Below are 26365 nucleotides of genomic sequence, written 5' to 3'. Positions count from 1 at the left end.
GGCGAGGCGTGGAGACGATGAGCGCGATGAGCACGGGCGGCGCGACGGACGACCGGGCGGACGCCAAGAGGACCGTCCTGGTCACGGCGCACACGGGCCGGGAGGCGGCGGTGCGCAGCGCCCGCCTGGTGATGGAACGGCTGATCGAGGCGGGCATCAACGTCCGGGTGCTCGACGAGGAGGCCGAGGAGCTCGGCTGCGCCCACGCCGAGGTGGTCCCGGACAACGGGGCGGCGCTGGAGGAGGCCGAGCTGATCATCGTCCTCGGCGGTGACGGCACGCTGCTGCGCGCCGCCGAGATGGCCCGCCCGGCCGCGGTGCCGCTGCTCGGAGTGAACCTGGGGCATGTGGGCTTCCTCGCCGAGGCGGAGGTGGAGGACCTGTCGTCCGTGGTGGACCTGGTGGCCGAGGGCCGCTACGAGGTCGAGGAGCGCATGACGATCGAGGTCGTCGTGCGCCTGAACGGCTCGGTGCTTGCGCGGACCTGGGCGCTCAACGAGGCGTCGGTCGAGAAGAAGGACCGCATGCTGGAGGTCGTCGCGGAGATCGACGGCCGGCCGCTGTCGCGCTGGGGGTGCGACGGCGTGATCTGCGCGACCCCCACAGGTTCGACGGCGTACGCCTTCTCGGCGGGCGGTCCGGTCGTGTGGCCCGAGGTGGAGGCGCTGCTCCTGGTGCCCAACAGCGCCCACGCCCTGTTCGCCCGGCCGATGGTGGTGTCGCCGAAGTCCACGCTCGCGCTGGAGATCCTCCCCGACACCAGCGCCGGTGTGCTGTGGTGCGACGGCCGCCGCCGTTTCGACATCCCGCCCGGCGCCCGCGTGGAGGTCCGCAGGGGCGAGGTGCCCGTACGGCTGGCCCGCCTGCTCGGAGTGGAGACCACAGGCGCGCCCTTCACCGACCGCCTGGTCGCGAAGTTCGGACTGCCGGTGCAGGGCTGGCGGGGCCGCGTACGCTCCGGTTGACCGCGAGACGCGCCGCGGTCCACAGCGAGTTGCGGTGGTTGATGGTGATATGCCGGGTGAGCAGGGCTTTCGTGTCCACAGATTCTCGTTCGGGTCGCGGTCCGGACACGCTGTCCTCGAAAATCTTGACGAGTTACGCGTAGGATCTCTGGCGAGTTCGGTCGGCAAAACGGGAGGGACCAGTGCGGCCACGGGTCGAGGAGGTCCGCATCCAGGGGCTCGGCGTGATCGACGAGGCCGTACTGGAGCTGTCACCGGGATTCACCGTCGTCACGGGTGAGACGGGGGCCGGCAAGACGATGGTCGTCACCGGTCTAGGCCTGCTGTTCGGGGGGCGGGCCGACCCGGCCAGGGTCCGGCCGGGCGCCGACAAGGCGCTGATCGAGGGCACGCTCGTGATCGAGCCCGGGGGCCGGGTGGCCCAGCGAGGTCGCCGACGTCGGCGGCGAGGTCGAGGACGGGCAGCTCATCATCTCCCGCTCGGTCTCCGCGGAGGGCCGCTCCCGCGCCTGGCTGGGCGGCCGTGCGGTGCCCGTGGGCACGTTGACGTACATCGCCGACGACCTCGTGGCCGTGCACGGGCAGATGGACCAGCAGCGGCTGCTGCAGCCCGGCAGGCAGCGCGCGGCGCTCGACCGCTACGCCGGTGACGAGCTGGTCAAACCCCTGCGGGCCTACGAGCAGGCCTACAAGCGGCACAAGCAGGTGGGCGAGCTGCTCCACGAGCTGACCGTCAAGGCCAGGGAGCGGGCGCAGGAGGCCGACGTGCTGCGGTTCGGCCTGGAGGAGATCGAGAAGGTCGAGCCCAGGGCGGGGGAGGACGCCGAGCTGAAGGAGGAGGCCGAGCGGCTCTCGCACGCCGACGCGTTGCGCACCGCCGCCACGACCGCGCACGCGGCGCTGCTCGGCGATCCGATGTCGAGCGCGCAGGACGTGCAGGACGCCGTGTCGCTGCTCGGTCACGCGAAGGCGGCCGTGGAGTCCGTGCGCGACTTCGACCCCGCGCTCGCCGGGCTCGCCGACCGCCTGGCCGAGGCCGGTTACCTGGTCTCCGACGTGGCGACCGAGCTGGCCGCGTACGCCGAGTCGGTCGAGGCCGACCCGGCGCGGCTGGCCGCCGTGCAGGAGCGCAGGGCGGCGTTGAACGGGCTCATGCGCAAGTACGGCGAGGACGTCACGGCGGTTCTCGCGTGGGCGCAGCGGGCCGCCGAGAGGCTGACGGAGCTCGAAGGCGACGACGAGCGCATCGAGGAGCTGACACGGGAGCACGGTGAACTCACCGAGCGGCTGGGCGAGCTGGCCGGTGAGCTGACGGCGATCCGCACCGCGGCGGCCGACCGGTTCGGCCAGGCGGTGACCGAGGAGCTGACCGCGCTCGCCATGCCGCACGCCCGGGTGAGCGTGGCGATCACCGCCACCGACGGCTTCGGCCCGCACGGCGTGGACGAGGTCGAGCTCCGGCTGGCATCCCATCCCGCCGCGCCGCCGCTGCCGCTGACCAAGGGCGCCTCCGGCGGCGAGCTGAGCCGGGTGATGCTCGCCATCGAGGTGGTCTTCGCCGGCGCCGACCCCGTTCCGACGTTCGTGTTCGACGAGGTCGACGCGGGGGTGGGCGGCAAGGCGGCCGTGGAGATCGGCAGGCGGCTGGCCAAGCTCGCCAGGACGGCGCAGGTCATCGTGGTCACCCACCTGCCGCAGGTGGCGGCCTTCGCCGACCAGCACCTCGTGGTCGAGAAGGCGAGCGACGGCAGGGTGGTCCGCAGCGGTGTCGTGACGCTCGACCAGGAGGGCCGCGAGCGGGAGCTGTCGCGGATGCTCGCCGGCCTGGAGGACTCCGAGCTCGGCCGGGCGCACGCCGCCGAGCTGCTGTCCATCGCCGCCGCCGACAAGGCCGCCTGGGAGAAGGCGTCCCCGGGGGCGGCCAGGCGCGGGGGCCGCCGCGCCGCCGGCTGAGGGCTGCGGCCGTCGCCGGCCACTGCGCGGTGCCGTGCAGACGCGGTGCAGGCGCGGTGCGGTGCAGGCGGTGCGGTGCAGACGCGGTGTAGGCGCGGTGCGGTTCGCGCGCGGGGGCCTCGGGGTCGCGGCAGCGCGAAATCGCGCAGATGCCGGGCCAGGGCGAGCCTGCTGGACCTGCCGCGGCTCGCCGCCGCCGGCCCGTCCAGCGCGTACACTCGGCGGGGCGCGCGCGGGGGTGACGTTTGGAGCAGGGCGCGCCGGGAAGCAGTCAAGCCCCGGCAACGAGGGGGCGGAGGAACGGGGGCGGACGGCGTCGCGGAAGGTGTGCGTTGGCTCGGCTGCCCCCGGTCGGCGCACCTCGGCAACATCCCTGACTTGCAGTGACAATTCAGACGAGCCGTGGGGTGTGGAAGCGCGGCGGTCGCCGCCTCTGGCAGGATGGTCATGATGAAGGTCCCGAGCTTGAATGTTCCGGGCCTCCGCCGCAGGAAGGCCGACGGCCTTCCCGGGGTGACGGCAGTGGCGAGAATCGACAGGCGGACGAAGAGGCTGACCAAGCGCCTCAAGCCCGGGGAAATCGCGATTATCGATCACGTCGACATCGACCGGGTCAGCGGGGAGGCTCTCGTCGCGTGCGGCGTGGCGGCCGTGGTCAACGTCGCCGCGAGCATCAGCGGTCGTTACCCCAACCTCGGGCCGCAGATCCTGATCGATGCTGGCATCCCTCTGATCGACAACGCGTCGCCGGAACTGTTCGAGCGGATCGCCGACGGCGAGGTCGTCCGCGTCCACGACGGCATGGTCTACCTCGGCGAGGAACTCGTCGGCAAGGGGGAGCCGCAGACCGCCGAGAGCGTCGAAGCGGCGATGACCGAGGCGCGCGCGGGCCTCGCCGTCCAGATCGAGGCCTTCGCCGCGAACACGATGGAGTACGTCCGGCGCGAGCGCGACCTTCTGATCGACGGGGTCGGCGTGCCCGACATCCGTACCTCCCTGGAGAACCGCCACGCTCTCATCGTGGTGCGGGGTTACCACTACAAGGAGGACATCGCCACGCTGCGGCCGTACATCCGGGAGTACCGCCCGGTGCTGATCGGCGTGGACGGCGGGGCGGACGCGCTGCTCGAGGCCGGGTACGTGCCCGACATCATCGTGGGCGACTTCGACTCCGTCTCGGAGAAGGCGCTGTGCTGCGGCGCCGAACTGGTCGTCCACGCCTATCGCGACGGGCGGGCGCCGGGGCTCGAGCGGGTGCGCAAGCTGGGCCAGGAGGCGGTCGTGTTCCCCGCCACCGGGACGAGCGAGGACATCGCGATGCTCCTGGCCGACGACAAGGGCGCCACGCTGATCGTCGCGGTCGGCACCCACTGGACGCTCGACGAGTTCCTGGACAAGGGCAGGTCGGGCGCGGCGAGCACCTTCCTCACCCGCCTGCGGGTGGGCAGCAAGCTCGTGGACGCCAAGGGCGTGAGCAGGCTCTATCGCAGCCGGATCTCCACGCCCTCCCTGTTGCTGCTCGTGGCCACCACGCTGGTCACGATCGGCGTGGTCCTCTCGGTATCGCCGATCGGTCAGGTGTGGCTGAACGGCCTGCGCGTGGCCTGGAACGGCTTCATCTTCTGGCTGGTCGGACTCTTCTCGTGATCGATTTCCGTTATCACCTCGTCTCGATCGTGGCGATCTTCCTCGCGCTCACGGTCGGCATCGTGCTGGGCAGCACCGTGCTCGAGCCCACGTTCTTCAAGTCGGCCGAGGAGATGACCGCGTCGCTGCGGCAGGCCAACGAGAAATACCTGACGCAGATCTCGCAGCTGCAGACGCGCGAGGAGGGCGGCGACTCGCTGGTCACGACCCACCTGCCCGAGCTCGTGCGCGGCCAGCTCGCGGGGGAGCGCGTCGTGCTCGTCGAGGCTCCCGGTGCGTCGGCCGCCCTGCGCGACCCGATCGAGAAGCTCGTCACGAGCGCGGGCGCCTCCTACGCCGGCAGGGTCAGCCTGACCGAGAAGTTCGTCGAGGCCGAGCAGGCGAGCGTGGTGGACGGGCTGGCCACCAACCTCGCCCCGGCCGGCACCGCTTTCCCCGACGGGGCCACGCCGTACGACAAGGCCGCCGCGATGCTCGCCGGCGCGATCGTGACCAACGACCGCGCGCAGGCGGGCCGGGCCAACCCCGCGGCCACCGGCGTGCTCGAGGCGTTCCAGGCGGGCGACTTCCTGACTCTGAACGGCGACCCCGAGCAGCGGGCGACGATGGCCATCGTGCTCGCGCCGGCCCAGCCGTACGAGGGGGAGGACGCCGACCGGCAGACGAACGCGCTCGTCTCGGTCGCGGCGGGCCTCGACAGCGGCGCTCTCGGCACCGTCCTGGCGGGCACCGTCACCGCCTCCGCCAACGGCGGCGTCATCGCGGCGCTGCACGACACCGGCGGCGTGGCCTCGGCGGTCTCGACCGTCGACACCGTCGATTTCGCCGCGGGCCGTGTCGTGGTGGTCTACGCTCTGCGGGAGCAACTGGCCGGCCGTTCGGGCTCGTACGGCATCGGCAGCGGCGCGACGGCGTTCGAGCCCACGGTGACCGCGCCAGCCAGACCCCCACCCCGGCGGCGAGCCGGGGCTGAGCCGCCGACCGGCACATCACGCCTGACGAACACGTAGAGAAGGGCAACAGCCGTGGCCAGACGTCCCCAGGCCGGCACCCGCGCCGCCGCGGTGCTCGGAGCCGCCGTCGGCGCCGCGCTCGGCGCGGCCGCCGCGCGCGCCGCCTTCGCCGCTTTCCGGCGCCGCCCGCCGATCGGCGACGAGAAGACCGCCGACGAGTACTGGACCCGGGTCAACCATCGGGGCGAGCCGGTCACGCTGCTGGAGGGCCCCGCGTTCGCCGCCGGCGCCGTGGCCGCCTCCGCCCTCGCCCCCGGCCTCCCGGTACGCGCCCGCGCGGCCGCCGTGCTCGCCGGCGCGGGCAGCGGCGTCCTCGGCGCGTACGACGACCTGTTCGGCACGACCTCGTCGAAGGGGTTCAAGGGCCACCTGGCCGCGCTCGCACGCGGCGAGGTGACCAGCGGAGCGGTCAAGATCCTCGGCATCGGTGCGACCGGGCTCGCCGCGGCGGCCCTCGCCCCCCCGGCACGTCCAGGGCGAGGGCGTGGTGGCGCGGTCCCTCGACACGCTCGTCGACGGCGCGCTGATCGCCGGCAGCGCCAATCTGGCCAACCTGTTCGACCTGCGGCCCGGCCGCGCGATCAAGGTGGGGCTGCTCGCCGGGGTCCCCCTGCTGGCCGCCTCGATCGCCGCGCCGTACGGCCCGCGCTCCCGTCAGGCCGCCGCGTTGACCGCCGTCCCGCTGGGCGCGGCGGCGGCGCTGCTGCCCGAGGACCTGGGCGAGCGGGCGATGCTCGGCGACGCCGGGGCGAACGCGCTCGGCGCGCTGCTCGGCCTGGCGGCCACGGCCCGGCTGGGCAGGCCCGGCCGGATCGCCGCCCTCGGTGTCGTCGCCGCTCTCACCGCCGCCTCGGAGAAGGTCAGCTTCACCAAGGTCATCGCCGGCAACCGGGTGCTCAACCGCCTGGACATGCTCGGCCGCCGCGCTCCCCAGACCGCCCCCGGCTCGCCGGGGTCGCACGGGTGACCTGGACGACCAGGGCCGTCCGCGGAGGCGTGCGGCACCGGCATGGGTAAGCGGAATGGTTAGACGGCTCGGGGCGGGGATCGCGGGGGCGGCGGTCCTCATCGGGGTCATCACGGTCCTGGCGCGGGTGACCGGCTTCGCCAAGCAACTGGCGTTCGCGCGCACGGTCGGCACGAACTGCCTGGCCACCGCCTACTACACGGCCAACAACGTGCCGAACATCGTGTTCGAGGTCGTGGTGGGCGGCGCGCTCGCCGGGATGGTCGTCCCGGTGCTCGCCGGCGCCGCCGCCAGATCGGACGATGGGGCGCGTGCGGAGGTCGGCCGGATCGCCTCCGCGCTGCTGACCTGGGTGATCGTGCTGCTGGTGCCGCTCGCGGCGCTGACCGCCCTGGTCGCGGCGCCGGTGGCGCGCCTGCTCGTCGGCTCCGACGTGGAGCACTGCGACGTCGGCCAGGTGGCCGCCGTCGCCGCGCGCATGCTGGTCGTGTTCGCGCCGCAGATCCCGTTGTACGGCATGGCCGTGGTGCTCTACGGCGTGCTGCAGGCCCATCGCCGCTTCTCGGGGCCGGCACTGGCGCCGCTGGTGTCGAGCGTGGTGGTCATCATCGCCTACCTGGCCTTCGGGCCGCTCAGCGGCGGTCACAAGGACCCCGCCGCGGTGCCCGCGCCGGCCGAGATCGCGCTGTCTGCGGGCACGACGCTCGGCGTGCTGGCTCTGGTCGTCACGGTGGCCGGGCCCACATGGCGGCTCGGCCTGCGGTGGCGGCCCACGCTCCGCTTCCCCGAGGGCGTCGCCGTACAGGTGCGGCGGCTCGCTCTGGCCGGGCTGAGCGCGCTGGTCGCCCAGCAGGCCGCCGCGGCGATCCTGATTCCCATCGCCAACCGCGTCGGCGGGGGCGCGCTGCCCGCCTACAACTACGCGTGGGCGATCTACCAGGTGCCGTACGCCGTGCTCGCGGTGCCCATCGCGACCCAGCGCGTTCCCCGCGCTCGCCGCCCGGGCGCAGGCCGAGGCCGAGGACGCGGGCGGGGGACGGGGGGCGACGGCTTCGGCGGCGCTGGCGGCGCGGACGACACGCGCGGTCGTGCTGGTCTGCGGCCTGGCGGCCGGTGCGCTCGCCGCGGTCGCGGAACCGGTCGCGCACGTCTTCCTCGCCCGGGCCGACACCGCGGTCGCCGCGGCGGACTTCGCCCGGGGGATCGCGCTGTTCGCGCCGGGGCTCATCGGGTATGGCCTGGTGGCCCACCTCAGCCGGGTGCTGTACGCGGCGGGACAGGGCAGAGCGGCGGCCCGGGGGCAGGTCGCCGGATGGCTGGTCGTGGCCGTGGCCCAGGTGGCGTTCGTCCTCGTGCTGCCGGACGGCTGGGGCCTGGGCGGGCTCGCACTCGGCCAGGCGGCCGGCATGACGGTGGGGGCAGGGCTGCTGGTGGCCTCGGTCGTGCGGGCGCGAGGGGCGCGGGCCGTTCACGGCGTCCCGCGGGCCGGTCTGGCCGCTCTGCTGGGCGGGGGCGCGGGCTTCCTCGCGGGCGCGGCGGCCGCGCGGATTCCCCTGTCGGGCGAGGGCCCGTGGGGCGGGCTCCTGACGGCCGCTCTCGCCGGTCTGACGGCCGTGGTCGCGGGGGTCCTCGTCGCCGCCCTCGTGGATCGGAGAGATTTGACCGCCGCCCTGTCCGGAGTGAGACGCGGGAGAGGCACGAGCCCGGCGGAGCCACCGGCCGAGGAGACGGTATGAGCGAGCTGATCAGTAGGCACAGCGTCTGGCGAGGCGCCGGATCGCGCGCTCCGGCACGACCGGACTCCGAGCCGGAGGCGAGGAGGTGGCATGAGCGAGCGTAGCGAGCGAATCAGTAAGCACAGCGTCTGGCGCATGCCGCTCCGAGCCGGAGGCGAGGAGGTGGCATGAGTCGAATCGTGCTCGTGCTGGGATCGAGCGTGGGGGGCGTGGCCCGGCACGTGCGGATGCTCGCCGGTGGGCTGGCCACGCGGGGGCACCGCGTGCTGGTCGCGGGTCCCGGCAGCACCGAGGAGGCATTCTCTTTCACCGGCACCGGCGCGGGTTTCGCCGAGGTCGTGATCGCCGACCGGCCGCACCCCGCGCACGACCTGCGGACCGCCCTGCGCCTGCGCAGGCTCGCCCGCGGCGCGGACGTCGTCCACGCCCACGGCCTGCGGGCCGGAGCGCTGGCCGCGCTCGCTCTCACCGGGGCGCGGGGATGGCCGCGACTCGTGGTCACCCTGCACAACGCGGTCACGGCGGGCGGCGCGATCGGCGCGGTCTACCGGCTGCTGGAACGGATCGTCGCCCGGCGTGCGGACCGGGTTCTGGCCATCTCGCCCGACGTCGCGGAGCGCATGCGGGCCAGGGGCGCCCGGGGGGTGGACCTCGCGGTCGTGCCCGCGCCGCCGCTCGCCGAACCCGCCCGCCCGGCCGAGGACGTGCGGGCCGAGATCGCCGCCCGGCTGCCCGGCCCGGCGGACGCGCCGCGGGCCGTGCAGGAGCGGCCGATCCTGCTCACGGTCGCCCGGCTGGCCCAGCAGAAGGGCCTGGAGACGCTGCTCGACGCGGCGGCCGCGCCGTACAAGGGGGACCCGGTCTTCGTGATCGCGGGTGACGGGCCGCTGCGCGAGGAGCTTCAGGCCCGCGTCGAGGCCGAGGAACTGCCCGTGGTCCTGTACGGCTGGGCCGAACCGGCCGACCTGCTCCAGGTCGCGACGGCGGTGATCGTGCCCAGCCGATGGGAAGGGCAGCCGCTGAGCGTCCAGGAGGCGCTGCGGGCGGGCAGGCCGATCATCGCGACCCGGGTGGGCGGCGTGCCCGGGATGGTGGGCGAGGCGGCCCTGCTGGTGCCGCCGCAGGACCCCGGCGCGTTGAGCCGGGAGATCGGCCGCCTGCTCGGCGATCCGGCCCTGGCCGCCCGCCTGGCGGAGGCGTCCGTACGGCGTGGCCGTGAGCTGCCCGACGAGGACGCGGCGCTGCGGGCGGTGCTCGCGGCGTACGGGCTCGCCTCGTAGCGGCGGCGGGGTGGCGAGAGGGTGCGACCCCCCTCTCGCGCCGGTGACACAAGACCGGCGGCCCGGTGAGCCGTCGCGCGTTCCTGCGGACGAGCGCCGACGTTCCGGCAAGGATTAGGCGAGGCTAAGTCTGATCCATATACTGGACGGGTTGGGGGGGAGTATCCCTTCGCGGCGGTTCCGTCATCACGGTGTAAGCACCCGGGGCCGTCGGTCCGCCGTGCGCGTACGGGCGGGAGAGACCTCCGGCAGTGTGTTCAGCGCGCGCCGGAGGTAATCGTGGTACATGCACCCCTGTGGTTGTGGGCCCTGGTCATCGTGGGTCTCGTCGTCGTGGTCGCCGTCGACCTGTGGATCGTCGATCGAGGTGAACCACGCGAGTTCTCGATGCGGCAGGCCGGCATCTGGGTGGGCTTCTACGTCTGCCTGGCTGTGCTGTTCGGCATCGGGTTAACGGTTTGGGCCGTCCGGACTCGGTGGCGAGTTCTTCGCGGGCTATCTGACGGAATACAGCCTCAGCGTCGACAACCTGTTCGTCTTCTACATCATCATGACCCGCTTCGGGGTGCCCCGGATCTACCAGCACAAGGTCCTGCTGGTCGGCATCGTCCTGGCGCTCGTCATGCGCGGGATCTTCATCGCCATCGGGGCCGCCGCGCTGAGCCGCTTCGGCTGGCTGCTGTACGCGTTCGGGGTCTTCCTCATCTACACGGCGTACACGCTGATCAGGGACCACAACAAGGAGGACGAGGAGTTCAACGAGAACATCCTCCTGCGCTGGGCCCGGCGGGTCTTCCCGACCACCCCCGACTACGTCGGCTCCCGGGTGACCGTGCGCGTGGACGGCAAGCGCATGGTGACACCCATGCTGATCGTGATGATCGCCATCGGCACCACGGATCTACTGTTCGCCCTCGATTCGATCCCGGCCATCTTCGGGCTCACGAAGGCGGCCTTCATCGTGTTCTCCGCGAACGCGTTCGCCCTGATGGGACTGCGTCAGCTCTACTTCCTGCTCGGCGGACTGCTGCAGCGGCTGGTCTACATCAGCTACGGATTGGCGTTCATCCTCGGATTCATCGGGGTTAAGCTGATTCTCGAAGCACTTCACGAGAACGAGGTCTCCTGGGCCCCTCAGATCCCCATCTGGGTGTCGCTGGCGGTCATCGGCGTGACCATGGCCGTGACCACCGTCGCCAGTCTCATCAAGGCTCGCCGCGACGACAGGGCCATTACTCCGGCGGAAGCCTCTCAGACGGAGGCGTCTCAGGCGGAAGCCCCGCAGGGCTAGCGAAACGGGCACTCACCCTGTTTGCTTGTTCTCGTTGTGCCACACATTGACTGCCGGATCGGTAATATCGATCGTTAGCTCGCATGCCGCTCCATAGTCGCCAGAAGAGTACAAAGGTCATCTGTGTCCAACGAATCGTTGCCCCGCGGCCCTGAATCCGGGCTCGCGGGAAGTGCCCGGGGCCGAGTCAGGCTCGCACGCGGGGTGTCCCCGTGGCTGGCTCCGACCGCCGCGGCGGCGGCCGTCACCGCCGTCCTCACCCGCAGGTCGCCCCGTTGGGCGCTGGCCGCGGCGCCGCTCGCCGCACTCACCGGCGGGATGCTGTGGTTCTTCCGCGATCCCGAGCGCGCGCCCGGCGAGGGCAGGCTCATCTCGCCCGCCGACGGCGTCGTGCAGAGCATCGACCCGTGGCCGGACGGCCGCACCCGCGTCGCGATCTTCATGAGCCCGCTGAACGTGCACGTCAACCGGGCGCCCGCGGCCGGCACGGTCACCTCGGTCGAGCACGTGCCCGGCGGCTTCGTGCCCGCGTTCAACAAGGACAGCGACAAGAACGAGCGTGTCGTCTGGCATTTCGACACCGCGATCGGGGACATCGAGATGGTGCAGATCGCCGGCGCCGTCGCGCGCCGTATCGTGCCGTACCTGTTCGCGGGCGCGAAGGTCGTCCAGGGCGAGCGGGTCGGCCTGATCCGTTTCGGCTCCCGGGTGGACGTCTACCTGCCCGAGGGCATCAGGCCGGCGGTCACCGTCGGCACCCGGACCGTCGCGGGGGTGACGCGCCTTGACCACGTCTGACCTCGGAGCCGAGGCCTCCTGGCCGGTGGAGGAGGTGGCCGAGGAGCCGCGTGGGCCCGTCGGCAAGGCCTTCCGCCTGTCGGCCGCCGACTCCCTGTCGCTCGGCAACGCCCTGAGCGGTTTCCTCGCCGTCTGCGTGCTCGCCTGGTCGGCGATCAGCGACCTGCAGGCCGGCGGCAAGTTCGCCCCCGACCCACGCTTCTTCGGCACGGCCGTGGTGCTGCTGCTCATCGGCGCGACCTGCGACCTGTTCGACGGCCTGGTGGCCAGGAAGTTCCGCGCGTCCGCGATGGGCGCCGAGCTGGACAACCTCGCCGACGTGATCAGCTTCGGCTTCGCGCCCGCCTTCATGGTGATGATCTGGGCCGGCTTCTCCGGCAAGCTCCCGCTGTGGCTGGTGCTGTGCGCGGCCGGGTCCGTGCTGCTCGCCGGCGTGGTACGGCTGGCCCGCTTCGCCTGCGTGAAGACCAAGAGCGGCGACTTCATGGGCCTGCCGATCCCGATGGGCGCGATGACCGTGGTGTCGATCGTGCTGCTCTTCCAGCCGAACTACGTCACGCTCGCCGCCATCTTCGCCGTGGCCTGGCTCATGGTCAGCCGGATCGAATACCCCAAGCCGAAGGGCAACCTGGCCGCCGTCGTGCTGGCCTGGATGCTGATCAACGTGGCCTGCCTGACGATCTGGGCGGCCGGTCTCGCGGGCGGCGACCAGCTCATCAAGGTGGGCGCCACCATGCAGATCGCGATCGTGTCCGCCATTCCGCTTCGCGTTCTCATGTTCAAACAGCAGCAGCGCAGGGAACGACGCACGGAGAACGCGGGCTGACGTCGTCGCACGAACAGGGCCCCGGTCGGCTGGGGCCCGCCACCTTGGGCCCGGCCAATCAGTGGAGAAAACCGCCTAGTCCAATGGAGCCCTGGTCGCCATGCCTCCTCGTGAGCACACCCGGACGTACTTCCTCGGCAAACTGGCCCGGGAGCTTGAACTGCGGGGGCTGGAGGCGTCTTTGCGCCCCGACCCGCCCTCGCTGAAGGTCCGCGACCCGGACGCCGCGCTGTTCACCGAGACCGTGGACTGCGTCGCGATGTCGGACGGCTGGTTCTACCGCTGGTCCTGGGGCGACGTGGTGGAGAGCGCGGAGGAGCCCGCTCTCGCGGCCGACCGCATCGTGAAGGTCTTCACCACCGGCGAGCCCCGGCCGCACCCTGCTCTTGGCGACGCCTGACGGGTCGACGCTGCCCTCGGCGACGCCTGAAGGGTCGACCCTGCTCTCGGCGACGCCTGACCGGTCCGGGCCGTCACAGCCTGATCCACTCCGTCGCCGTGGTGACCTTGTCCAGGACGTCCGGGACGGGGTCCACGCCCAGCCCCGGACCGTCCGGAACGTCGAGGTGCCCGCCGTCCAGCTCGAACGGCGGGGTCACGTCGGTGTGGAAGTAGCGCCGGGAGGCGGAGGTGTCGCCCGGGAGCGTGAAGCCGGGCAGCGCGGCCAGCGCGACGTTGGCAGCCCGCCCGATCCCGGTCTCCAGCATGCCGCCGCACCACACCGCGACGCCGTGGGCGCGGCACAGGTCGTGGATGCGCCGGGCCTCCAGGTAACCGCCCACTCTGCCGGGCTTGATGTTGACCACCGAGCACGCGCCGAGGCTGATCGCCGCCGCGTGGGCGGCCGACTCGATGGACTCGTCGAGGCAGATCGGCGTGCGGATCGACCGGGCGAGCCGGGCGTGCTGCACGAGGTCGTCGTCGGCCAGCGGCTGCTCGATCAGCAGGAGGTCGAAGTCGTCCAGCCGGGCCAGATGACGGGCGTCCGCGAGCGTGTAGGCCGCGTTGGCGTCCACCTGGAGCAGCAGGTCCTCCCCGAACCGCTCGCGGACCGCGCGGACCGGCGTCACGTCCCACCCCGGCCCGATCTTCAGCTTGACACGTACGTAGCCCTCCTCGACGTACGCCCCGACGGTGTCGAGCAGTTCGGCCACCGAGCCCATGATCCCGACCGAGACGCCGCAGGGGACGCGGTCACGGGTGGCGCCGAGGTAGCGGGCGAAGGACTCCCCGGTGATCCGGAGCGACGCGTCGAGCACCGCGGCCTCCAGCGCCGCCTTCGCCATCCGGTGGCCCTTGAACGGCGCGAGGGCGGGACCGACGGCCTGCGGATCCAGCTCGCGGGGAAGCGCGGGGATCAGGAAACGCCGCAGCACGTCGGCCGCCGCGTCCACGTACTCGGAGGAGTACAGCGGCTCGGACATCGCCACGCACTCGCCCCAGCCCTCGGCCTCCGGCGTCACCACCCGCACCAGCAGGACGTCGCGGGTGGTCTCGGTGCCGAACGACGTCCGGAACGGCGCGACGAGCGGCATCGCGATCCGGCGCAGTTCGATTCCAGTGATCTCCATGAGGTGCCCGGGCTCCAGGGGAAGAACGGCTTGCGCCGACCACTATACGGAGGTCCCCGGAAGGTCCTCAGAGCACCAGCCCGAGCAGGAGCACGCAGCAGAACGACACCACCGAGATGATCGCCTCCATGATCGACCAGCTCTTGACGGTCTCGCCGACGGACATCCCGAGATACTCCTTGACCAGCCAGAACCCGGCGTCGTTCACGTGGGAGAAGAACAGGGAACCGGCGCCGATGGCGAGCACGAGCAGGGCGACGTGGGCGGGGGAGAGCCCGGCCGCCAGCGGAGCGGCGATCCCGGCGGCAGAGATCGTGGCGACCGTGGCGGAACCGGTGGCGAGGCGGATTCCGACGGCGATCAGCCAGCCGAGCACGAGCACGGGCACGCTCGCGCTCTGCGCGGCCTCGCCGATGACCTTGCCGACGCCCGAGTCGACCAGGGTCTGCTTGAATCCTCCGCCGGCGCCGACGATGAGCAGGATCCCGGCGATCGGCGGCAGCGAGTCGGCGATCGCGGAGGAGATCCGGGCCCGGCCGAAGCCCGCGGCGCGGCCCAGCGTGAACATCGCCACGATCACCCCGATGAGCAGGGCGATCAGGGGAGTGCCGAGGACCTCGAACACCGTGCGCACCGCGTAGTCCTTCGGCAGGACGATCTCCGCGACGGCCCGGCCCAGCATCAGCACGACCGGCAGCAGGATCGTGGCCACCGTGACGCCGAACCCCGGCCGAGGGCGCTCCGCGTCCTCCGGTGCCCTGTCTTCAGGTTCGGGGGTCTGCTCGCGTTCGAGGCGCTCGGGCGGCGCCGGCCGCACCCATCGGGCGGCGAACCTGGCGAACAGCGGGCCGGACACGATCACGGTCGGGATCGCCACCAGCAGGCCCAGCCCGAGCGTGAGCCCGAGGTCCGCCTTGAGCGTGTCGATCGCGACCAGCGGTCCGGGATGCGGGGGCACCAGGCCGTGCAGGACGGACAGGCCCGCCAGGGCGGGGACCGCGATCAGCAGCAGCGGACGGCCGCTGCGCCGGGCCACCAGCAGGATGACGGGGATCAGCAGGACCAGCCCGATCTCGAAGAACATCGGCAGTCCGATGAGCACCGCGATCAGGGTCATCGCCCACGGCAGGGCCCGGTCGCCGCTGCGGCGCAGGATGCCGTCCACGATCTCCTCGGCCCCGCCCGAGTCGGCCAGCAGCTTGCCCAGCATCGCGCCGAGTGCGATGAGCACGCCGACGCCGGCCACGGTCGAGCCGAGCCCGGTGGAGAAGCTGTCGATCAGCTTTTCCGGGGCCATGCCGGCCACCAGGCCGAGCACGCCCGAGCCGAGCGCGAGAGCGAGGAACGGGTGGGTCCGCAGCTTCGTGATCAGCAGCACGATGACGGCGATGCCGGCCAGGGCGGCCACGATGAGGCGGGTGTCATGGCCGCTCCACGCGGCCGCGCTCGCGAGGGGGGGTGGTCACGAGGGGGGGTCATCCGGGGGCTCCTCCGACGGTCCGTGCGGTAGCCGCTGCCCCGCAGGAGCCCTCCGAATCACGCGAAACCGGATCACGCGCCGCGACTCACGGCCCCGGACCGACTGAACCGGACTGACTGAACCGGACTGACTGAACCGGACTGACAGAACCGGACTGACAGAACCGGACTGACAGAACCGGGGCGCGCGAGCCGGCGTCCCGCGGCGGGACGCCGGTCGTCCGGGCGTACGTCAGGCGTACGTCACCAGCCGCGGGCCTTCCACTCGGGCAGATGCGGCCGCTCGGCGCCGAGGGTGGTGTCCCTGCCGTGGCCGGGGTAGACCCATGTCTCGTCCGGCAGACGGTCGAAGATCCGTTCCACCACGTCCGTGAACAGCTGCTCGAACCGCGCCGGGTCCTTCTGGGTGTTGCCGACGCCGCCGGGGAACAGGGAGTCGCCGGTGAACAGGTGGCGGTCCTGGTAGAGCAGCGCGATCGAGCCGGGGGTGTGACCGCGCAGGTGGATGACGTCCAGCGTCACCACGCCGACCGTCACCCGGTCGCCGTGCTCGACCTCCCTGGTGATCTTCACGGGCAGCTCGGGGGCGTCGAGAGGGTGCGCGACCGTCTGCGCGCCGGTGGCCCGGGCGACCTCCTCAAGAGCCCCCCAGTGGTCGGGGTGCCGGTGGGTGGTCACGATCGAGCTGATCGGCATGTCGCCGATGAGTTCCAGCAGCCGGTCGGGCTCGGCCGCCGCGTCGATCAGCAGCCCGTCGCCGGTCTCGGCGCACCGGAGCAGGTACGCGTTGTTGCCGAAGTCGCCGACCTCGATCTTCGAGATCGTCAGCCCGGGGACCTCGCGTACGTCGGCGGGTCCGCCCTTGGTGACGTTTCCGGTATAGGTCATGATCGTTCCTCTCTAGTTCCCGGCGGGCGGCCAGGACGACGGTGGTTCGGCGGGCAGCCCCGCCGGGGACGGCTTCGGCCAGGGCGGTGGGGACGGCAGCCTCCCGGCAGCGTCGTCCCGGTCGCGTGCATCGGCTGTGTCGTGCCGGATGCGCGCATCGGAGGCGTCGTGCCGGATGTGTCCGTGCGGTGCGGCGAGCCGCAGGCCCGCGCCGTCGGTCCTGCCCGCGAGCCAGGCGAGCAGCTCGCGCGGCGTCCCCTCCACGGCCGGGCCGTCGCCGAGGCCGGTCCAGATCCTCAGCACCTCGCCGGTGCCCGGGTCGCGGGCGACGACCTCGCCCACCGGGATCTCGTCGCCGAGCCAGAGCATCGTGTCGTACAGCTCTCGTCTCACGTACGTTTCGGGCCAGTCGGCCCATCCGTACCCTGCCCCGAGGTCGGCGTGGTGCACCTCGACCTCCCTGAGCCGGCGGATCGGGACGTACCAGGCGGGGTGCTCGGGCGGGTTCATCCCCGAGACCGGCGCGGTCCACGCCTCGGCGGGCATCCGCCCGACCGCCGCCGCGAACCGCTCCGCGCTGTCGCGCAGGTCGGCGAGCTGTTCACGGGCCGGGCGGCCGGCGCCCGCCTCGATGCCGGCCTCGCGGGCCCGCGCCGAGGCGTACTGCGGAGTGCGCACCCCCGTGCGCGCCCAGTCCAGCAGGTTGACGTAGCTGTCGGCGTTGCGGGCGACGTGCGCGAGCACGTGCCCCCTCGTCCACCCGGGCAGCAGGGACGGCGCGCGGAGATCCTCGTCGGTGAGGCGGGCGGCGGTCGCCAGCAGGCGCTCGGTCGCCTCGGCCAGCTCCCGCGCGATCTCGTCGATAACGGACATGGCAAGAATCATGGACCCTGGAGTCCCCGGCCGCCGTCCCGGTAACCGCGCGGGAAGAGGAGGGCGCCCCCGGAGGTTGTATGAGCAGGGGTTTCGCGCGGATGCCGGGCGCGGGTTTGACGAAGCTCATACCCTGGTTCACGGAGCGTGTCCCACGGAAGCACGCGGGGCCGCCCCTTCCGGCCGCCGGACGATGCCCCCCGAAATTGTCGGTGGCTCTGGATAGCCTGCCCGTGCACCTCCATTCACCTCATCGACCTATCGGGACCACCGTGGCTGACCGCCTGATCGTGCGTGGCGCACGCGAACACAATTTGAAGGACGTCTCGCTCGACCTCCCGCGAGACGCTCTGATCGTCTTCACCGGGCTCTCGGGCTCCGGCAAGTCCAGCCTGGCCTTCGACACGATCTTCGCCGAGGGACAGCGCCGGTACGTGGAGTCCCTGTCCGCGTACGCCCGGCAGTTCCTGGGTCAGATGGACAAGCCCGACGTGGACTTCATCGAGGGCCTTTCCCCGGCCGTCTCCATCGACCAGAAGTCCACCAGCCGCAACCCCCGTTCGACCGTCGGCACGATCACCGAGGTCTACGACTACCTGCGTCTGCTGTGGGCGCGCATCGGCAAGCCGCACTGCCCGCAGTGCGGACGCCCGATCGCCCGCCAGACGCCGCAGCAGATCGTCGACCGTGTGCTCGAACTGGAGGAGGGCACCCGCTTCCAGGTCCTCGCCCCGATCATCCGCGGCCGCAAGGGGGAGTACGCCGAGCTGTTCCGCGAGCTGCAGACCAAGGGTTACGCCCGCGCCCGCGTGGACGGCACGATCGTGCGCCTGGAGGAGCCGCCGACCCTCAAGAAGTACGAGAAGCACGACATCGAGGTGATCGTCGACCGGCTGTCGGTCAAGGAGAGCGCGCGGCGCAGGCTCACCGACTCGGTGGAGACCGCGCTGCAGCTGTCCGGCGGCACGATCACGCTCGACTTCGTCGACCTTCCGGACGACGACCCCAACCGTGAGCGCTTCTACTCCGAGCACCTCTACTGCCCCTACGACGACCTGTCGTTCGAGGAGCTGGAGCCCCGGTCGTTCTCGTTCAACTCGCCCTTCGGCGCCTGCCCCGAGTGCACCGGCCTCGGCACCCGCATGGAGGTCGACCCCGACCTCCTCGTGCCCGACCCCGAACGCACGCTCGGCGACGGCGCGATCAGCCCGTGGGCGAACGGCCACACCAGCGACTACTTCGTGCGGCTGCTGGAGGCGCTGGGCAACGCGCTCGGCTTCGACCTCGACACCCCGTGGGAGCGGCTGCCGAAGAAGGCGCAGAAGGCGATCCTGCACGGTCACGACGAGCAGGTCCACATCCGCTACAGCAACCGGTACGGCAGGCAGCGGTCCTACTACACCGAGTTCGAGGGCGTGATCCCCTGGGTGCAGCGCCGGCACGCCGAGTCGGAGAGCGACGCCAGCCGGGAGCGGTTCGAGGGCTTCATGCGCGAGGTGCCCTGCCCGGCCTGCAAGGGCCGCCGCCTCAAGCCGGTCTCGCTGGCCGTGACCGTCGGGGACGCCTCGATCGCCGAGGTCTCGGGGATGTCGATCGCCGACTGCGCCAAGTTCCTGTCCGGCCTGCGGCTGTCCGAGCGCGACATGCACATCGCCGAGCGGGTGGTCAAGGAGATCAACGCCCGGCTGGGCTTCCTGCTCGACGTCGGCCTCGACTACCTCACGCTCGACCGCGCCGCCGGCACGCTGGCGGGCGGCGAGGCGCAGCGGATCCGGCTGGCGACCCAGATCGGCTCCGGCCTGGTCGGCGTGCTGTACGTGCTGGACGAGCCGTCCATCGGCCTGCACCAGCGGGACAACCAGCGCCTGCTGGAGACGCTGATCCGGCTGCGCGACATGGGCAACACGCTGATCGTGGTCGAGCACGACGAGGACACCATCGCCGCCGCCGACTGGGTGGTCGACATCGGCCCAGGCGCGGGCGAGCACGGCGGCCAGGTCGTCGTGTCCGGCACCGTGCAGGAGCTGCTCGCCAGCGAGGAGTCGCTGACCGGCGCGTACCTGTCGGGCCGCAAGGCGATCACCGTGCCGGAGATCCGGCGCCCGCGGGACAAGAAGCGGCAGCTCGTCGTGAAGGGCGCCCGTGAGCACAACCTGAAGGGGGTGGACGTCGAGTTCCCGCTCGGCGTCTTCACCGCGGTCACCGGCGTCTCGGGGTCCGGCAAGTCGACGCTGGTCAACGACATCCTGTACGCCGCGCTGGCCAAGGAGCTGAACGGGGCCAAGACCGTGCCGGGACGGCACTCCCGGGTCGTCGGCACCGACCTGGTGGACAAGGTCGTCCACGTCGACCAGTCGCCGATCGGCCGTACGCCGAGGTCCAACCCGGCGACGTACACCGGCGTCTTCGACCACGTGCGCAAGCTGTTCGCGGCCACGACCGAGGCGAAGGTCCGCGGCTACCTTCAGGGCCGGTTCAGCTTCAACGTCAAGGGCGGGCGCTGCGAGGCGTGCTCCGGCGACGGCACCATCAAGATCGAGATGAACTTCCTGCCGGACGTCTACGTCCCCTGTGAGGTCTGCCACGGCGCCCGGTACAACCGGGAGACGCTGGAGGTCCACTACAAGGGCAAGACGATCGCCGAGGTCCTCGACATGCCGATCGAGGAGGCCCTGGAGTTCTTCGAGGCGATCCCCGCCATCCGCCGTCACCTGCAGACCCTGAACGACGTCGGTCTCGGTTACGTACGGCTGGGCCAGCCCGCGACCACGCTGTCGGGCGGCGAGGCGCAGCGGGTGAAGCTCGCCTCCGAGCTGCAGCGGCGCTCGACCGGCCGCACGGTGTACGTGCTGGACGAGCCCACCACCGGCCTGCACTTCGAGGACATCCGGCGGCTGCTCGGCGTGCTCAACCGGCTCGTGGACGCCGGCAACACGGTGATCGTGATCGAGCACAACCTCGACGTCATCAAGACCGCCGACTGGATCGTCGACATGGGGCCCGAGGGCGGGTCCGGCGGCGGCAGGGTCATCGCCGCCGGCACGCCCGAAGAGGTCGCCCGGGTCGAGGAGAGCCACACCGGCACGTTCCTGCGCAAGATCTTGGGCGTATGAGTATTCGTCTCATTATTTCTCCCTACTCTTCTGCTTCCGACCGCGTCACTCTGAACCGGCGACGGGGTGATGGCCGTACCTGAGGACACACAGGGTGACGCGTCGCGCAGGGGAAGGACCCGGGGCCGTGGACGTCCCGGGCCGCCGCATCAGGGAAGGATGAGCATGACGGATACGACACGCCGGGCCGTGATCTTCGGCGCCGGAGGCGCCGGGCTGGCCGTGGCGCTGAGCGCGTGCGGCGCCTCCGACGGGGACGACACGACGGTGTCGGCGGGCCAGGACGGGTCCCAGGGCGGCCAGTCCCAGTCTCAGGCGGCACAGGGCGGGGGGCGAGCTCGCGAAGACCTCCGACATTCCCCAGGGCGGCGGCAAGGTCTTCAAGGACAAGGACGTCGTCGTCACGCAGCCGGCGGCCGGCGAGTTCAAGGCGTTCAGCGCGACCTGCACCCACCAGGGCTGCCCTGTCTCCAGCGTCTCGAACAACGAGATCGTCTGCCCGTGCCACGGCAGCAAGTTCAGCGCCAAGGACGGCTCCGTGACCAACGGCCCGGCGGCCAAGCCGCTCGCCGAGAAGAAGATCACGGTGAGCGGCGACAGCATCACCCTCGCCTGACGGGGACTACCGGGCCTGCCGTTCCGGCAGGCCGGTGCCCGATGGCCGCCGCGCGCGAGCACCCCCTCGCCCGAGGGTGCCGAGAGACACGCCATCGCGCGGGCCGGTCCGGCGGCGCCGTGCGGTGCCACGGATGTCACCGGGAAACCCTGCGCGTCACGCCGGCGGCCGGGCGAGTTTGGCGGCCACGGCGTCGAGGACCCAGTCCAGGCCGGTCGCGAAGGACACGTCGGCATCCACCTCCGTGCCGTCGTGCACGAACTTGGCCAGCGCCGGGAAGCGGCCCGTGGCCAGCATCCTCATCACATGCGGGCCGGAGGCGCGCTGCCAGTCGCGATCGGACAGGCCCGTGGCGCGCTCGGCCCGCAGGTTCGCGATCTCGCGCCTGATCGCGCCGGTGAAGTAGGCGCTGACGGTCTCCACGGCGCGCGTGACGGTCTCGAGGTCGGCGAGGCCGTCGAAGGCGGCGAGCGTGGTCTCGGTCACGGCGAGGGCGTTCGGGCCCAGGGCCGGACGGCCGCCGAGGAGGTCGGCCAGCCATTCGTGACGGCGGGTGGCCTGCCTGGTGCGGTGGGCGAGGATGTGTAGCGCCTCCCGCCAGTCGCCTGGCCGCTCCTCGGGGAGGATCTCGGCGTAGACCTCGTCCACCATGAGGTCGAACAACTCCTCCTTGGTGGAGATGTATCCGTACAGCCGCATCGGGCCGACGTCCAGCCGGGCGGCGACCTTGCGCAACGACACCGCCTCCAGCCCGCCCTCGTCGGCCAGCGCGATGGCGGCGGCGACGATTCGCTCCCGGTCGAGCGGCGCGGGGCGAGTCGGCGGCTCCGGCCGGTCCCACACAGTCATGCGTACATCGTACTGTTGCGATACATCGTCTCGTCAAAATACAGTGTATCGATATGAGACACCGTATCGCCGTGATCGGAGGCGGCCCCGCCGGCCTCACCTTCGCCCGCGTCCTGCACCGCCACGATCACCCCGTCACCGTCCTCGAACGCGATCCCGCCCCCGACGCCCGTCCCCCGGGCGGCACGCTGGACCTGCACGAAAATCTGGGCCAGCTCGCGCTGGACAAGGCGGGACTGCTGGCGGAGTTCCGGGCGCTGTCCCGTCCCGAGGGGCAGGCCATGCGCATCCTGGACACGGACGGGACCGTCCTGCGCGACTGGCGACCCCGTCTGGATGACCGGGCCAATCCCGAGATCGACCGCGGGCAACTCCGTGATCTGCTGCTCGGCCCCCTGGACGTCCAGTGGGGGCGGGGCGTGACGGAGGTGGTGCCGGGGACCCGAGATGGCGTGCTGGTCCGTTTCGCGGACGGGCGACAGGAGACGTTCGACCTCGTGGTCGGCGCGGACGGCGCCTGGTCCCGGGTCCGCCCGGCGGTCTCGTCCGCGACGCCGCACTACACCGGCGTGACCGTGGTCGAGACCTCCCTGGACGATGTCGACACCCGCCACCCCGACCTGGCCCGGCTGGTAGGCGACGGTTCCGTGGCTGTGTACGGCGTGAACCGCGGCCTCGTCGCCCAGCGCAACAGCGGCGGCCACGTCAAGGTGTACGCCCAGTTCCGTGCGCCGCTGGACTGGCACACGAACCTGGACCGGCATGGGGGCGTGAACCGGCGCGCGGGCCTGGACGCTGGCCTAGACGCAGTCCTGGGCGCAGGCCTGGACCTGGCCGACGTCGAGGCCGTGCGATCACGTTTGCTGGCTCTGTTCGAGGGCTGGGCCGCTCCCGTCCTCGACCTCCTCCGCCACGGCACCGCTTTCGTCCCCCGCCCCCTGTACGTCCTGCCGGTGTCCCACACCTGGGCCCACGTCCCCGGGGTGACGCTCCTGGGCGACGCCGCCCACCTGATGCCCCCGTTGGGGGTGGGCGCGAACCTCGCGATGCTGGAGGGCGCCGAACTCGCCGAGTCCGTCGCCGCCGCCTCCGGTCCTGGCGATCTGGACGAGGCCGTCCGCGCCTTCGAGGAACAGACGTGGGCACGGGCCGGCAGGTGGGCGAAGTTCACGATGGCCGGTCTGGAGCGCCTCGTGAGCCCGGACCCCACCGAGGCCCTCGCCCTCTTCGACGAAGTCCAGCCATCCTGAGTGCCACGCGCGAGAGCACCAGCACTACGGGACGGCACGGCGCCGCCGCGGTTCCTCCCGGGCGGATCCACCGCCCGCCACGGCGGGATTGTCGGCGTAGGCCAGTAGTCTTTGGGTGTGGCGGATCCGGCAACCTATCGACCGGCGCCCGGTTCGATTCCTGAGTCGCCAGGCGTCTATCGCTTCCGCGACCCCGGCGGCCGGGTGATCTACGTGGGCAAGGCGAAGAGCCTGCGGCAGCGGCTCAACTCGTACTTCGCGGACTTCGCCGGCCTGCACCCGCGGACGCAGACCATGCTGACGACCGCGGCGTCCGTGGACTGGACGGTGGTCGGCACCGAGGTCGAGGCGCTCCAGCTCGAATACTCCTGGATCAAGGAGTTCGACCCCCGGTTCAACGTCAAGTACCGCGACGACAAGTCGTACCCGTACCTGGCCGTGACGATGGGGGAGGACTTCCCCCGGGTGCAGGTGATGCGCGGGGCCAAGCGGAAGGGCACCCGCTACTTCGGCCCCTACTCGCACGCCTGGGCCATCCGGGAGACCGTCGACCTGTTGCTGCGCGTCTTCCCCGTGCGGACGTGCTCGGCGGGGGTCTTCAAGCGTGCGGGGCAGATCGGACGGCCCTGCCTGCTGGGCTACATCGACAAGTGCTCCGCGCCCTGCGTCGGCCGGGTCACCCCCGAGGAGCATCGCGCCCTCGCCGAGGACTTCTGCGACTTCATGGCCGGCAATACCGGCCGCTTCATGAAGCGGCTGGAGCGCGAGATGCGCGAGGCGGCGGCCGTGGAGGAGTACGAGCGGGCCGCGCGGCTGCGCGACGACATCCAGGCGCTGCAACGGGCCCTCGAGAAGCAGACGGTCGTGCTCGGCGACGGCACAGACTGCGACGTGATCGCCCTCGCCGAGGACCCTCTCGAGGCGGCGGTCCAGGTCTTCTACGTGCGCGGCGGCCGGATCCGCGGGCAGCGCGGCTGGGTGGTCGACAAGGTCGAGGAGGCCACCCCCGGCGAGCTGGTGGAGCAGTTCCTGCTCCAGATGTACGGCGAGGCCACGATTCCCCGCGAGATCCTCGTGCCGGCGCGGCCCCCGGACGAGGCCGCGCTGATCGAGCTGCTGAGCGAGCAGCGAGGTTCCCGCGTCGACCTGCGCGTTCCCCAGCGCGGCGACAAGAAGAGCCTCATGGAGACCGTGGAGCGCAACGCCAAGGAGTCGCTCGCCCAGCACAAGCTGCGCCGCGCGAGCGACCTGACCACGCGCAGCCGGGCCCTGCAGGAGATCGCGGACGCCCTCGACCTCGACCAGGCGCCGCTGCGGATCGAGTGCTACGACGTGTCGCACATCCAGGGCGAGAACGTCGTGGCCTCGATGGTGGTCTTCGAGGACGGCCTGGCCCGCAAGAGCGAGTACCGCCGCTTCTCCGTCAGGACCACGGAAGGCGACGTCGCCTCGATATACGAGGTGATCTGCCGGCGGTTCAAGCGCTACCTGGAGGAGCGGGCGGCGACGGGCGAGCTGGACGCGGAGACGGACGACGCGCCGGCGCACGACGCCGCAGCGCACGACGGGGCAGGACACGACGCGGACGGATACGAAGCGGTCGGTCGTGGGGGCGCGGCGACGCCGATCGACCCGGAGACCGGCCGCCCCCGCAAGTTCGCCTACCCGCCCAACCTCGTGGTGGTGGACGGCGGCCCGGCGCAGGCGGCGGTCGCCCAGCGCGCCCTGGACGAGCTCGGCATCGACGACATCGCGGTGTGCGGGCTGGCCAAGCGGCTGGAGGAGGTCTGGCTGCCCGGCGACGACCAGCCGGTGATCCTCCCGCGCAGCAGCGAGGGCCTCTACCTGTTACAGCGCGTCCGCGACGAAGCACACAGGTTCGCCATCACCTACCATCGGACGAAGAGGTCGAAATCGCTCAAGGAGAGCGCGCTCGACCACGTGCCGGGTCTGGGCCCGGCACGCCGTCAGGCCCTGCTGCGGCACTTCGGCTCCGTGAAGCGGCTGCGGGAGGCGAGCGCGGAGGAGATCCGCGAGGTCCCCGGCATCGGCCGCGCGACCGCCGAGGCCATCGTCGCGGCGCTGCGCGGTGAGAGCCCGTCCCCCGCGGGGCAGGGGTCGTGAGGTGCCCGCGCGAGCACCGTGGCATGTCCCGTCCCCGGCAGGGCAGCGGGGAGGGCGCCGTGGGAGTCGCCCGGCGTGGCGGTGGCGTGATCAGGTGAAGAGGTGTCATGCTCCGGCACCAAAGGGTCCCTCCCGCCGGGAGCGGACCCGGTCCCCGCGGGAGGGTCGGCCATCCCGGCGTGGGCGGCGGACGGCGACGGGGCTGACGTTGGGCGAGCTGACATGGGCGGCAAGGCGGTGAGCGGGCGATGAGCACGACTGAGCCGGCATTCGTGGTGATCACCGGAATGTCGGGGGCGGGGCGCAGCACCGCCGCGAAGGCTCTGGAGGACCTCGGCTGGTTCGTGATCGACAACCTGCCGCCGGGGCTGCTGTCCTCGCTCGCCGAGGAGGCGGGCCGGGTGAACATGGCGACCGACCGCGTCGCGGCCGTGGTCGACGTGCGCAGCCTCGCCTTCACCACCGACCTGAACGCGGCGATCGAGGAACTCGACGGGCGCGGCGTCGGCGTCCGGGTGGTGTTCCTGGAGGCGAGCGACGAGGAACTGGTCCGCAGGTTCGAGAACGTCCGCAGGCCCCACCCCCTTCAGGGCGACGGGCGGCTCGTCGACGGGATCGACCGCGAGCGCGGCATCCTGCGCGAGGTCCGCGCCAACGCCGACCTCGTCATCGACACGTCCCTGCTGAACGTGCACGAGCTGCGCAAGAAGATCGTGTCGTTCTTCGGCGGCGAGGACCGGCCGGGTCTCAAGGTCAACGTCGTCTCCTTCGGCTACAAGTACGGCCTGCCGGTCGACGCCGACCTCGTCGTGGACTGCCGGTTCCTGCCCAACCCCCACTGGGTGCCGGAACTGCGGCCCATGAACGGGCTCGACGCGCCGGTGCGCGACTACGTGCTCAGCCAGCCCGGGGCCAAGGAGTTCCTCGACGGCTACGAGGAGGTCTTCGGCGTCGTGGCCGCCGGATACACGCGCGAGGGCAAGGGCTACGCCACCCTCGCCGTGGGCTGCACCGGGGGCAAGCACCGCAGCGTCGCGATGGCCGAGCAACTCGGCGCCCGCCTGCGCGAGCGCGGCATGGACGTCCAGGTCAGCCACCGGGACACGGGCCGCGAGTGACGGCCCCC

At 71.9% G+C, this 26365-nt stretch carries 17 protein-coding genes and 5 pseudogenes; 17 read left to right on the top strand and 5 right to left on the bottom strand.

All coding sequences use genetic code 11. The annotated features are described in order from the left end of the window. Window positions 1-26: 26 nt before the first annotated feature. The 12 genes and pseudogenes from B1L11_RS33995 (at window position 27) to B1L11_RS33945 (ending at window position 12876) form a co-directional block, all read left to right on the top strand. Window positions 27-965, top strand: a complete 939-nt coding sequence (locus B1L11_RS33995) for an NAD kinase (protein ID WP_179155451.1) — start codon at window positions 27-29, stop codon at window positions 963-965. Window positions 966-1147: 182 nt separating this feature from the next. After that, a pseudogene (gene recN / locus B1L11_RS33990) lies at window positions 1148-2918 on the top strand (DNA repair protein RecN). A gap of 450 nt (window positions 2919-3368) precedes the next feature. Then, window positions 3369-4565: a putative cytokinetic ring protein SteA gene (gene steA / locus B1L11_RS33985; protein ID WP_079319438.1), complete on the top strand. Its 1197-nt coding sequence runs from the start codon at window positions 3369-3371 to the stop codon at window positions 4563-4565. Beyond that, window positions 4562-5575 (top strand): copper transporter, encoded by a 1014-nt coding sequence (locus B1L11_RS33980; protein ID WP_079319430.1) that lies wholly within the window; start codon window positions 4562-4564, stop codon window positions 5573-5575. The genes steA and B1L11_RS33980 overlap by 4 nt, the downstream gene beginning before the upstream one ends. A gap of 15 nt (window positions 5576-5590) precedes the next feature. Continuing rightward, window positions 5591-6545, top strand: a pseudogene (locus B1L11_RS54285) (hypothetical protein). 55 nt (window positions 6546-6600) lie between these two features. Then, a pseudogene (locus B1L11_RS52635) lies at window positions 6601-7473 on the top strand (lipid II flippase MurJ); the annotation flags it as partial. A gap of 121 nt (window positions 7474-7594) precedes the next feature. After that, window positions 7595-8281: pseudogene (locus B1L11_RS52630) on the top strand (lipid II flippase MurJ); the annotation flags it as partial. 167 nt (window positions 8282-8448) lie between these two features. Further along, window positions 8449-9561 carry a glycosyltransferase family 4 protein gene (locus B1L11_RS33965; protein WP_079319429.1) on the top strand — a complete coding sequence of 371 codons (1113 nt, stop codon included), beginning with the start codon at window positions 8449-8451 and terminating at the stop codon, window positions 9559-9561. Between the two features lie 279 nt (window positions 9562-9840). After that, window positions 9841-10852: pseudogene (locus B1L11_RS33960) on the top strand (TerC family protein). 138 nt (window positions 10853-10990) lie between these two features. Beyond that, window positions 10991-11650: a phosphatidylserine decarboxylase gene (locus B1L11_RS33955; RefSeq protein WP_079319437.1), complete on the top strand. Its 660-nt coding sequence runs from the start codon at window positions 10991-10993 to the stop codon at window positions 11648-11650. Beyond that, a complete protein-coding gene (gene pssA / locus B1L11_RS33950; protein ID WP_079319428.1) occupies window positions 11637-12476 on the top strand; it encodes a CDP-diacylglycerol--serine O-phosphatidyltransferase in 840 nt (279 codons plus the stop codon). The genes B1L11_RS33955 and pssA overlap by 14 nt, the downstream gene beginning before the upstream one ends. A 100-nt stretch (window positions 12477-12576) precedes the next feature. Next, entirely contained in the window at window positions 12577-12876 is a 300-nt protein-coding gene (locus B1L11_RS33945) for a hypothetical protein (RefSeq protein WP_079319427.1), read from the top strand. A 73-nt stretch (window positions 12877-12949) separates the two neighbouring features. Here B1L11_RS33945 and menC read toward each other — a convergent pair whose 3' ends face one another. From menC to B1L11_RS33925, 4 genes are all read right to left on the bottom strand, one after another. Beyond that, window positions 12950-14047: an o-succinylbenzoate synthase gene (menC, locus tag B1L11_RS33940; RefSeq protein WP_079319426.1), complete on the bottom strand. Its 1098-nt coding sequence runs from the start codon at window positions 14045-14047 to the stop codon at window positions 12950-12952. Between the two features lie 67 nt (window positions 14048-14114). Continuing rightward, entirely contained in the window at window positions 14115-15455 is a 1341-nt protein-coding gene (locus B1L11_RS33935) for a gluconate:H+ symporter (RefSeq protein WP_256863127.1), read from the bottom strand. Window positions 15456-15769: 314 nt separating this feature from the next. Continuing rightward, window positions 15770-16414, bottom strand: coding sequence for an MBL fold metallo-hydrolase (locus tag B1L11_RS33930; protein WP_079319424.1), 645 nt, complete (start codon window positions 16412-16414; stop codon window positions 15770-15772). 12 nt (window positions 16415-16426) lie between these two features. After that, a complete protein-coding gene (locus B1L11_RS33925) occupies window positions 16427-17287 on the bottom strand; it encodes a maleylpyruvate isomerase family mycothiol-dependent enzyme (protein WP_079319423.1) in 861 nt (286 codons plus the stop codon). Window positions 17288-17559: 272 nt separating this feature from the next. Here B1L11_RS33925 and uvrA point away from each other — a divergent pair, with 272 nt between their 5' ends. Both uvrA and B1L11_RS52625 read left to right on the top strand, forming a co-directional pair. Then, window positions 17560-20400, top strand: a complete 2841-nt coding sequence (gene uvrA, locus B1L11_RS33920; RefSeq protein WP_079319422.1) for an excinuclease ABC subunit UvrA — start codon at window positions 17560-17562, stop codon at window positions 20398-20400. Between the two features lie 355 nt (window positions 20401-20755). Continuing rightward, on the top strand, window positions 20756-21016 hold the full coding sequence (locus tag B1L11_RS52625) for a Rieske (2Fe-2S) protein (protein ID WP_256863132.1): 261 nt from the start codon (window positions 20756-20758) through the stop codon (window positions 21014-21016). A 156-nt stretch (window positions 21017-21172) separates the two neighbouring features. Here the strand turns inward: B1L11_RS52625 and B1L11_RS33910 are convergent, their stop codons facing one another. After that, window positions 21173-21865: a TetR/AcrR family transcriptional regulator gene (locus B1L11_RS33910; RefSeq protein WP_079319421.1), complete on the bottom strand. Its 693-nt coding sequence runs from the start codon at window positions 21863-21865 to the stop codon at window positions 21173-21175. Between the two features lie 53 nt (window positions 21866-21918). On the opposite strand from B1L11_RS33910, the gene B1L11_RS33905 reads away from it, so the two are divergent. The 3 genes from B1L11_RS33905 to rapZ all read left to right on the top strand — a co-directional run bounded on the left by B1L11_RS33905 (window position 21919) and on the right by rapZ (window position 26357). Then, window positions 21919-23115 carry an NAD(P)/FAD-dependent oxidoreductase gene (locus B1L11_RS33905; RefSeq protein WP_079319420.1) on the top strand — a complete coding sequence of 399 codons (1197 nt, stop codon included), beginning with the start codon at window positions 21919-21921 and terminating at the stop codon, window positions 23113-23115. 117 nt (window positions 23116-23232) lie between these two features. After that, complete coding sequence (gene uvrC / locus B1L11_RS33900) at window positions 23233-25239, top strand: excinuclease ABC subunit UvrC (RefSeq protein ID WP_079319419.1); 2007 nt, start codon at window positions 23233-23235, stop codon at window positions 25237-25239. 248 nt (window positions 25240-25487) lie between these two features. Next, entirely contained in the window at window positions 25488-26357 is an 870-nt protein-coding gene (gene rapZ, locus B1L11_RS33895; RefSeq protein WP_079319418.1) for an RNase adapter RapZ, read from the top strand. Window positions 26358-26365: the final 8 nt, after the last annotated feature.

The organism is Microbispora sp. GKU 823 (assembly GCF_002027145.1).
GTDB classification, from domain to species: Bacteria; Actinomycetota; Actinomycetes; order Streptosporangiales; family Streptosporangiaceae; genus Microbispora; species Microbispora siamensis.
This window is presented reverse-complemented; position numbering and strand designations above follow the sequence as displayed.

Excerpts from the sequence above, each read along its gene's own strand:
- steA (WP_079319438.1), top strand. The coding sequence starts at position 3,369 with ATGAAGGTCCCGAGCTTGAATGTTCCGGGCCTCCGCCGCAGGAAGGCC.
- B1L11_RS33930 (WP_079319424.1), bottom strand. The coding sequence starts at position 16,414 with ATGACCTATACCGGAAACGTCACCAAGGGCGGACCCGCCGACGTACGC.
- rapZ (WP_079319418.1), top strand. The coding sequence starts at position 25,488 with ATGAGCACGACTGAGCCGGCATTCGTGGTGATCACCGGAATGTCGGGG.
- B1L11_RS33905 (WP_079319420.1), top strand. The coding sequence starts at position 21,919 with ATGAGACACCGTATCGCCGTGATCGGAGGCGGCCCCGCCGGCCTCACC.
- B1L11_RS33945 (WP_079319427.1), top strand. The coding sequence starts at position 12,577 with ATGCCTCCTCGTGAGCACACCCGGACGTACTTCCTCGGCAAACTGGCC.
- B1L11_RS33925 (WP_079319423.1), bottom strand. The coding sequence starts at position 17,287 with ATGTCCGTTATCGACGAGATCGCGCGGGAGCTGGCCGAGGCGACCGAG.
- menC (WP_079319426.1), bottom strand. The coding sequence starts at position 14,047 with ATGGAGATCACTGGAATCGAACTGCGCCGGATCGCGATGCCGCTCGTC.
- B1L11_RS33965 (WP_079319429.1), top strand. The coding sequence starts at position 8,449 with ATGAGTCGAATCGTGCTCGTGCTGGGATCGAGCGTGGGGGGCGTGGCC.
- B1L11_RS33910 (WP_079319421.1), bottom strand. The coding sequence starts at position 21,865 with ATGACTGTGTGGGACCGGCCGGAGCCGCCGACTCGCCCCGCGCCGCTC.
- B1L11_RS33995 (WP_179155451.1), top strand. The coding sequence starts at position 27 with ATGAGCACGGGCGGCGCGACGGACGACCGGGCGGACGCCAAGAGGACC.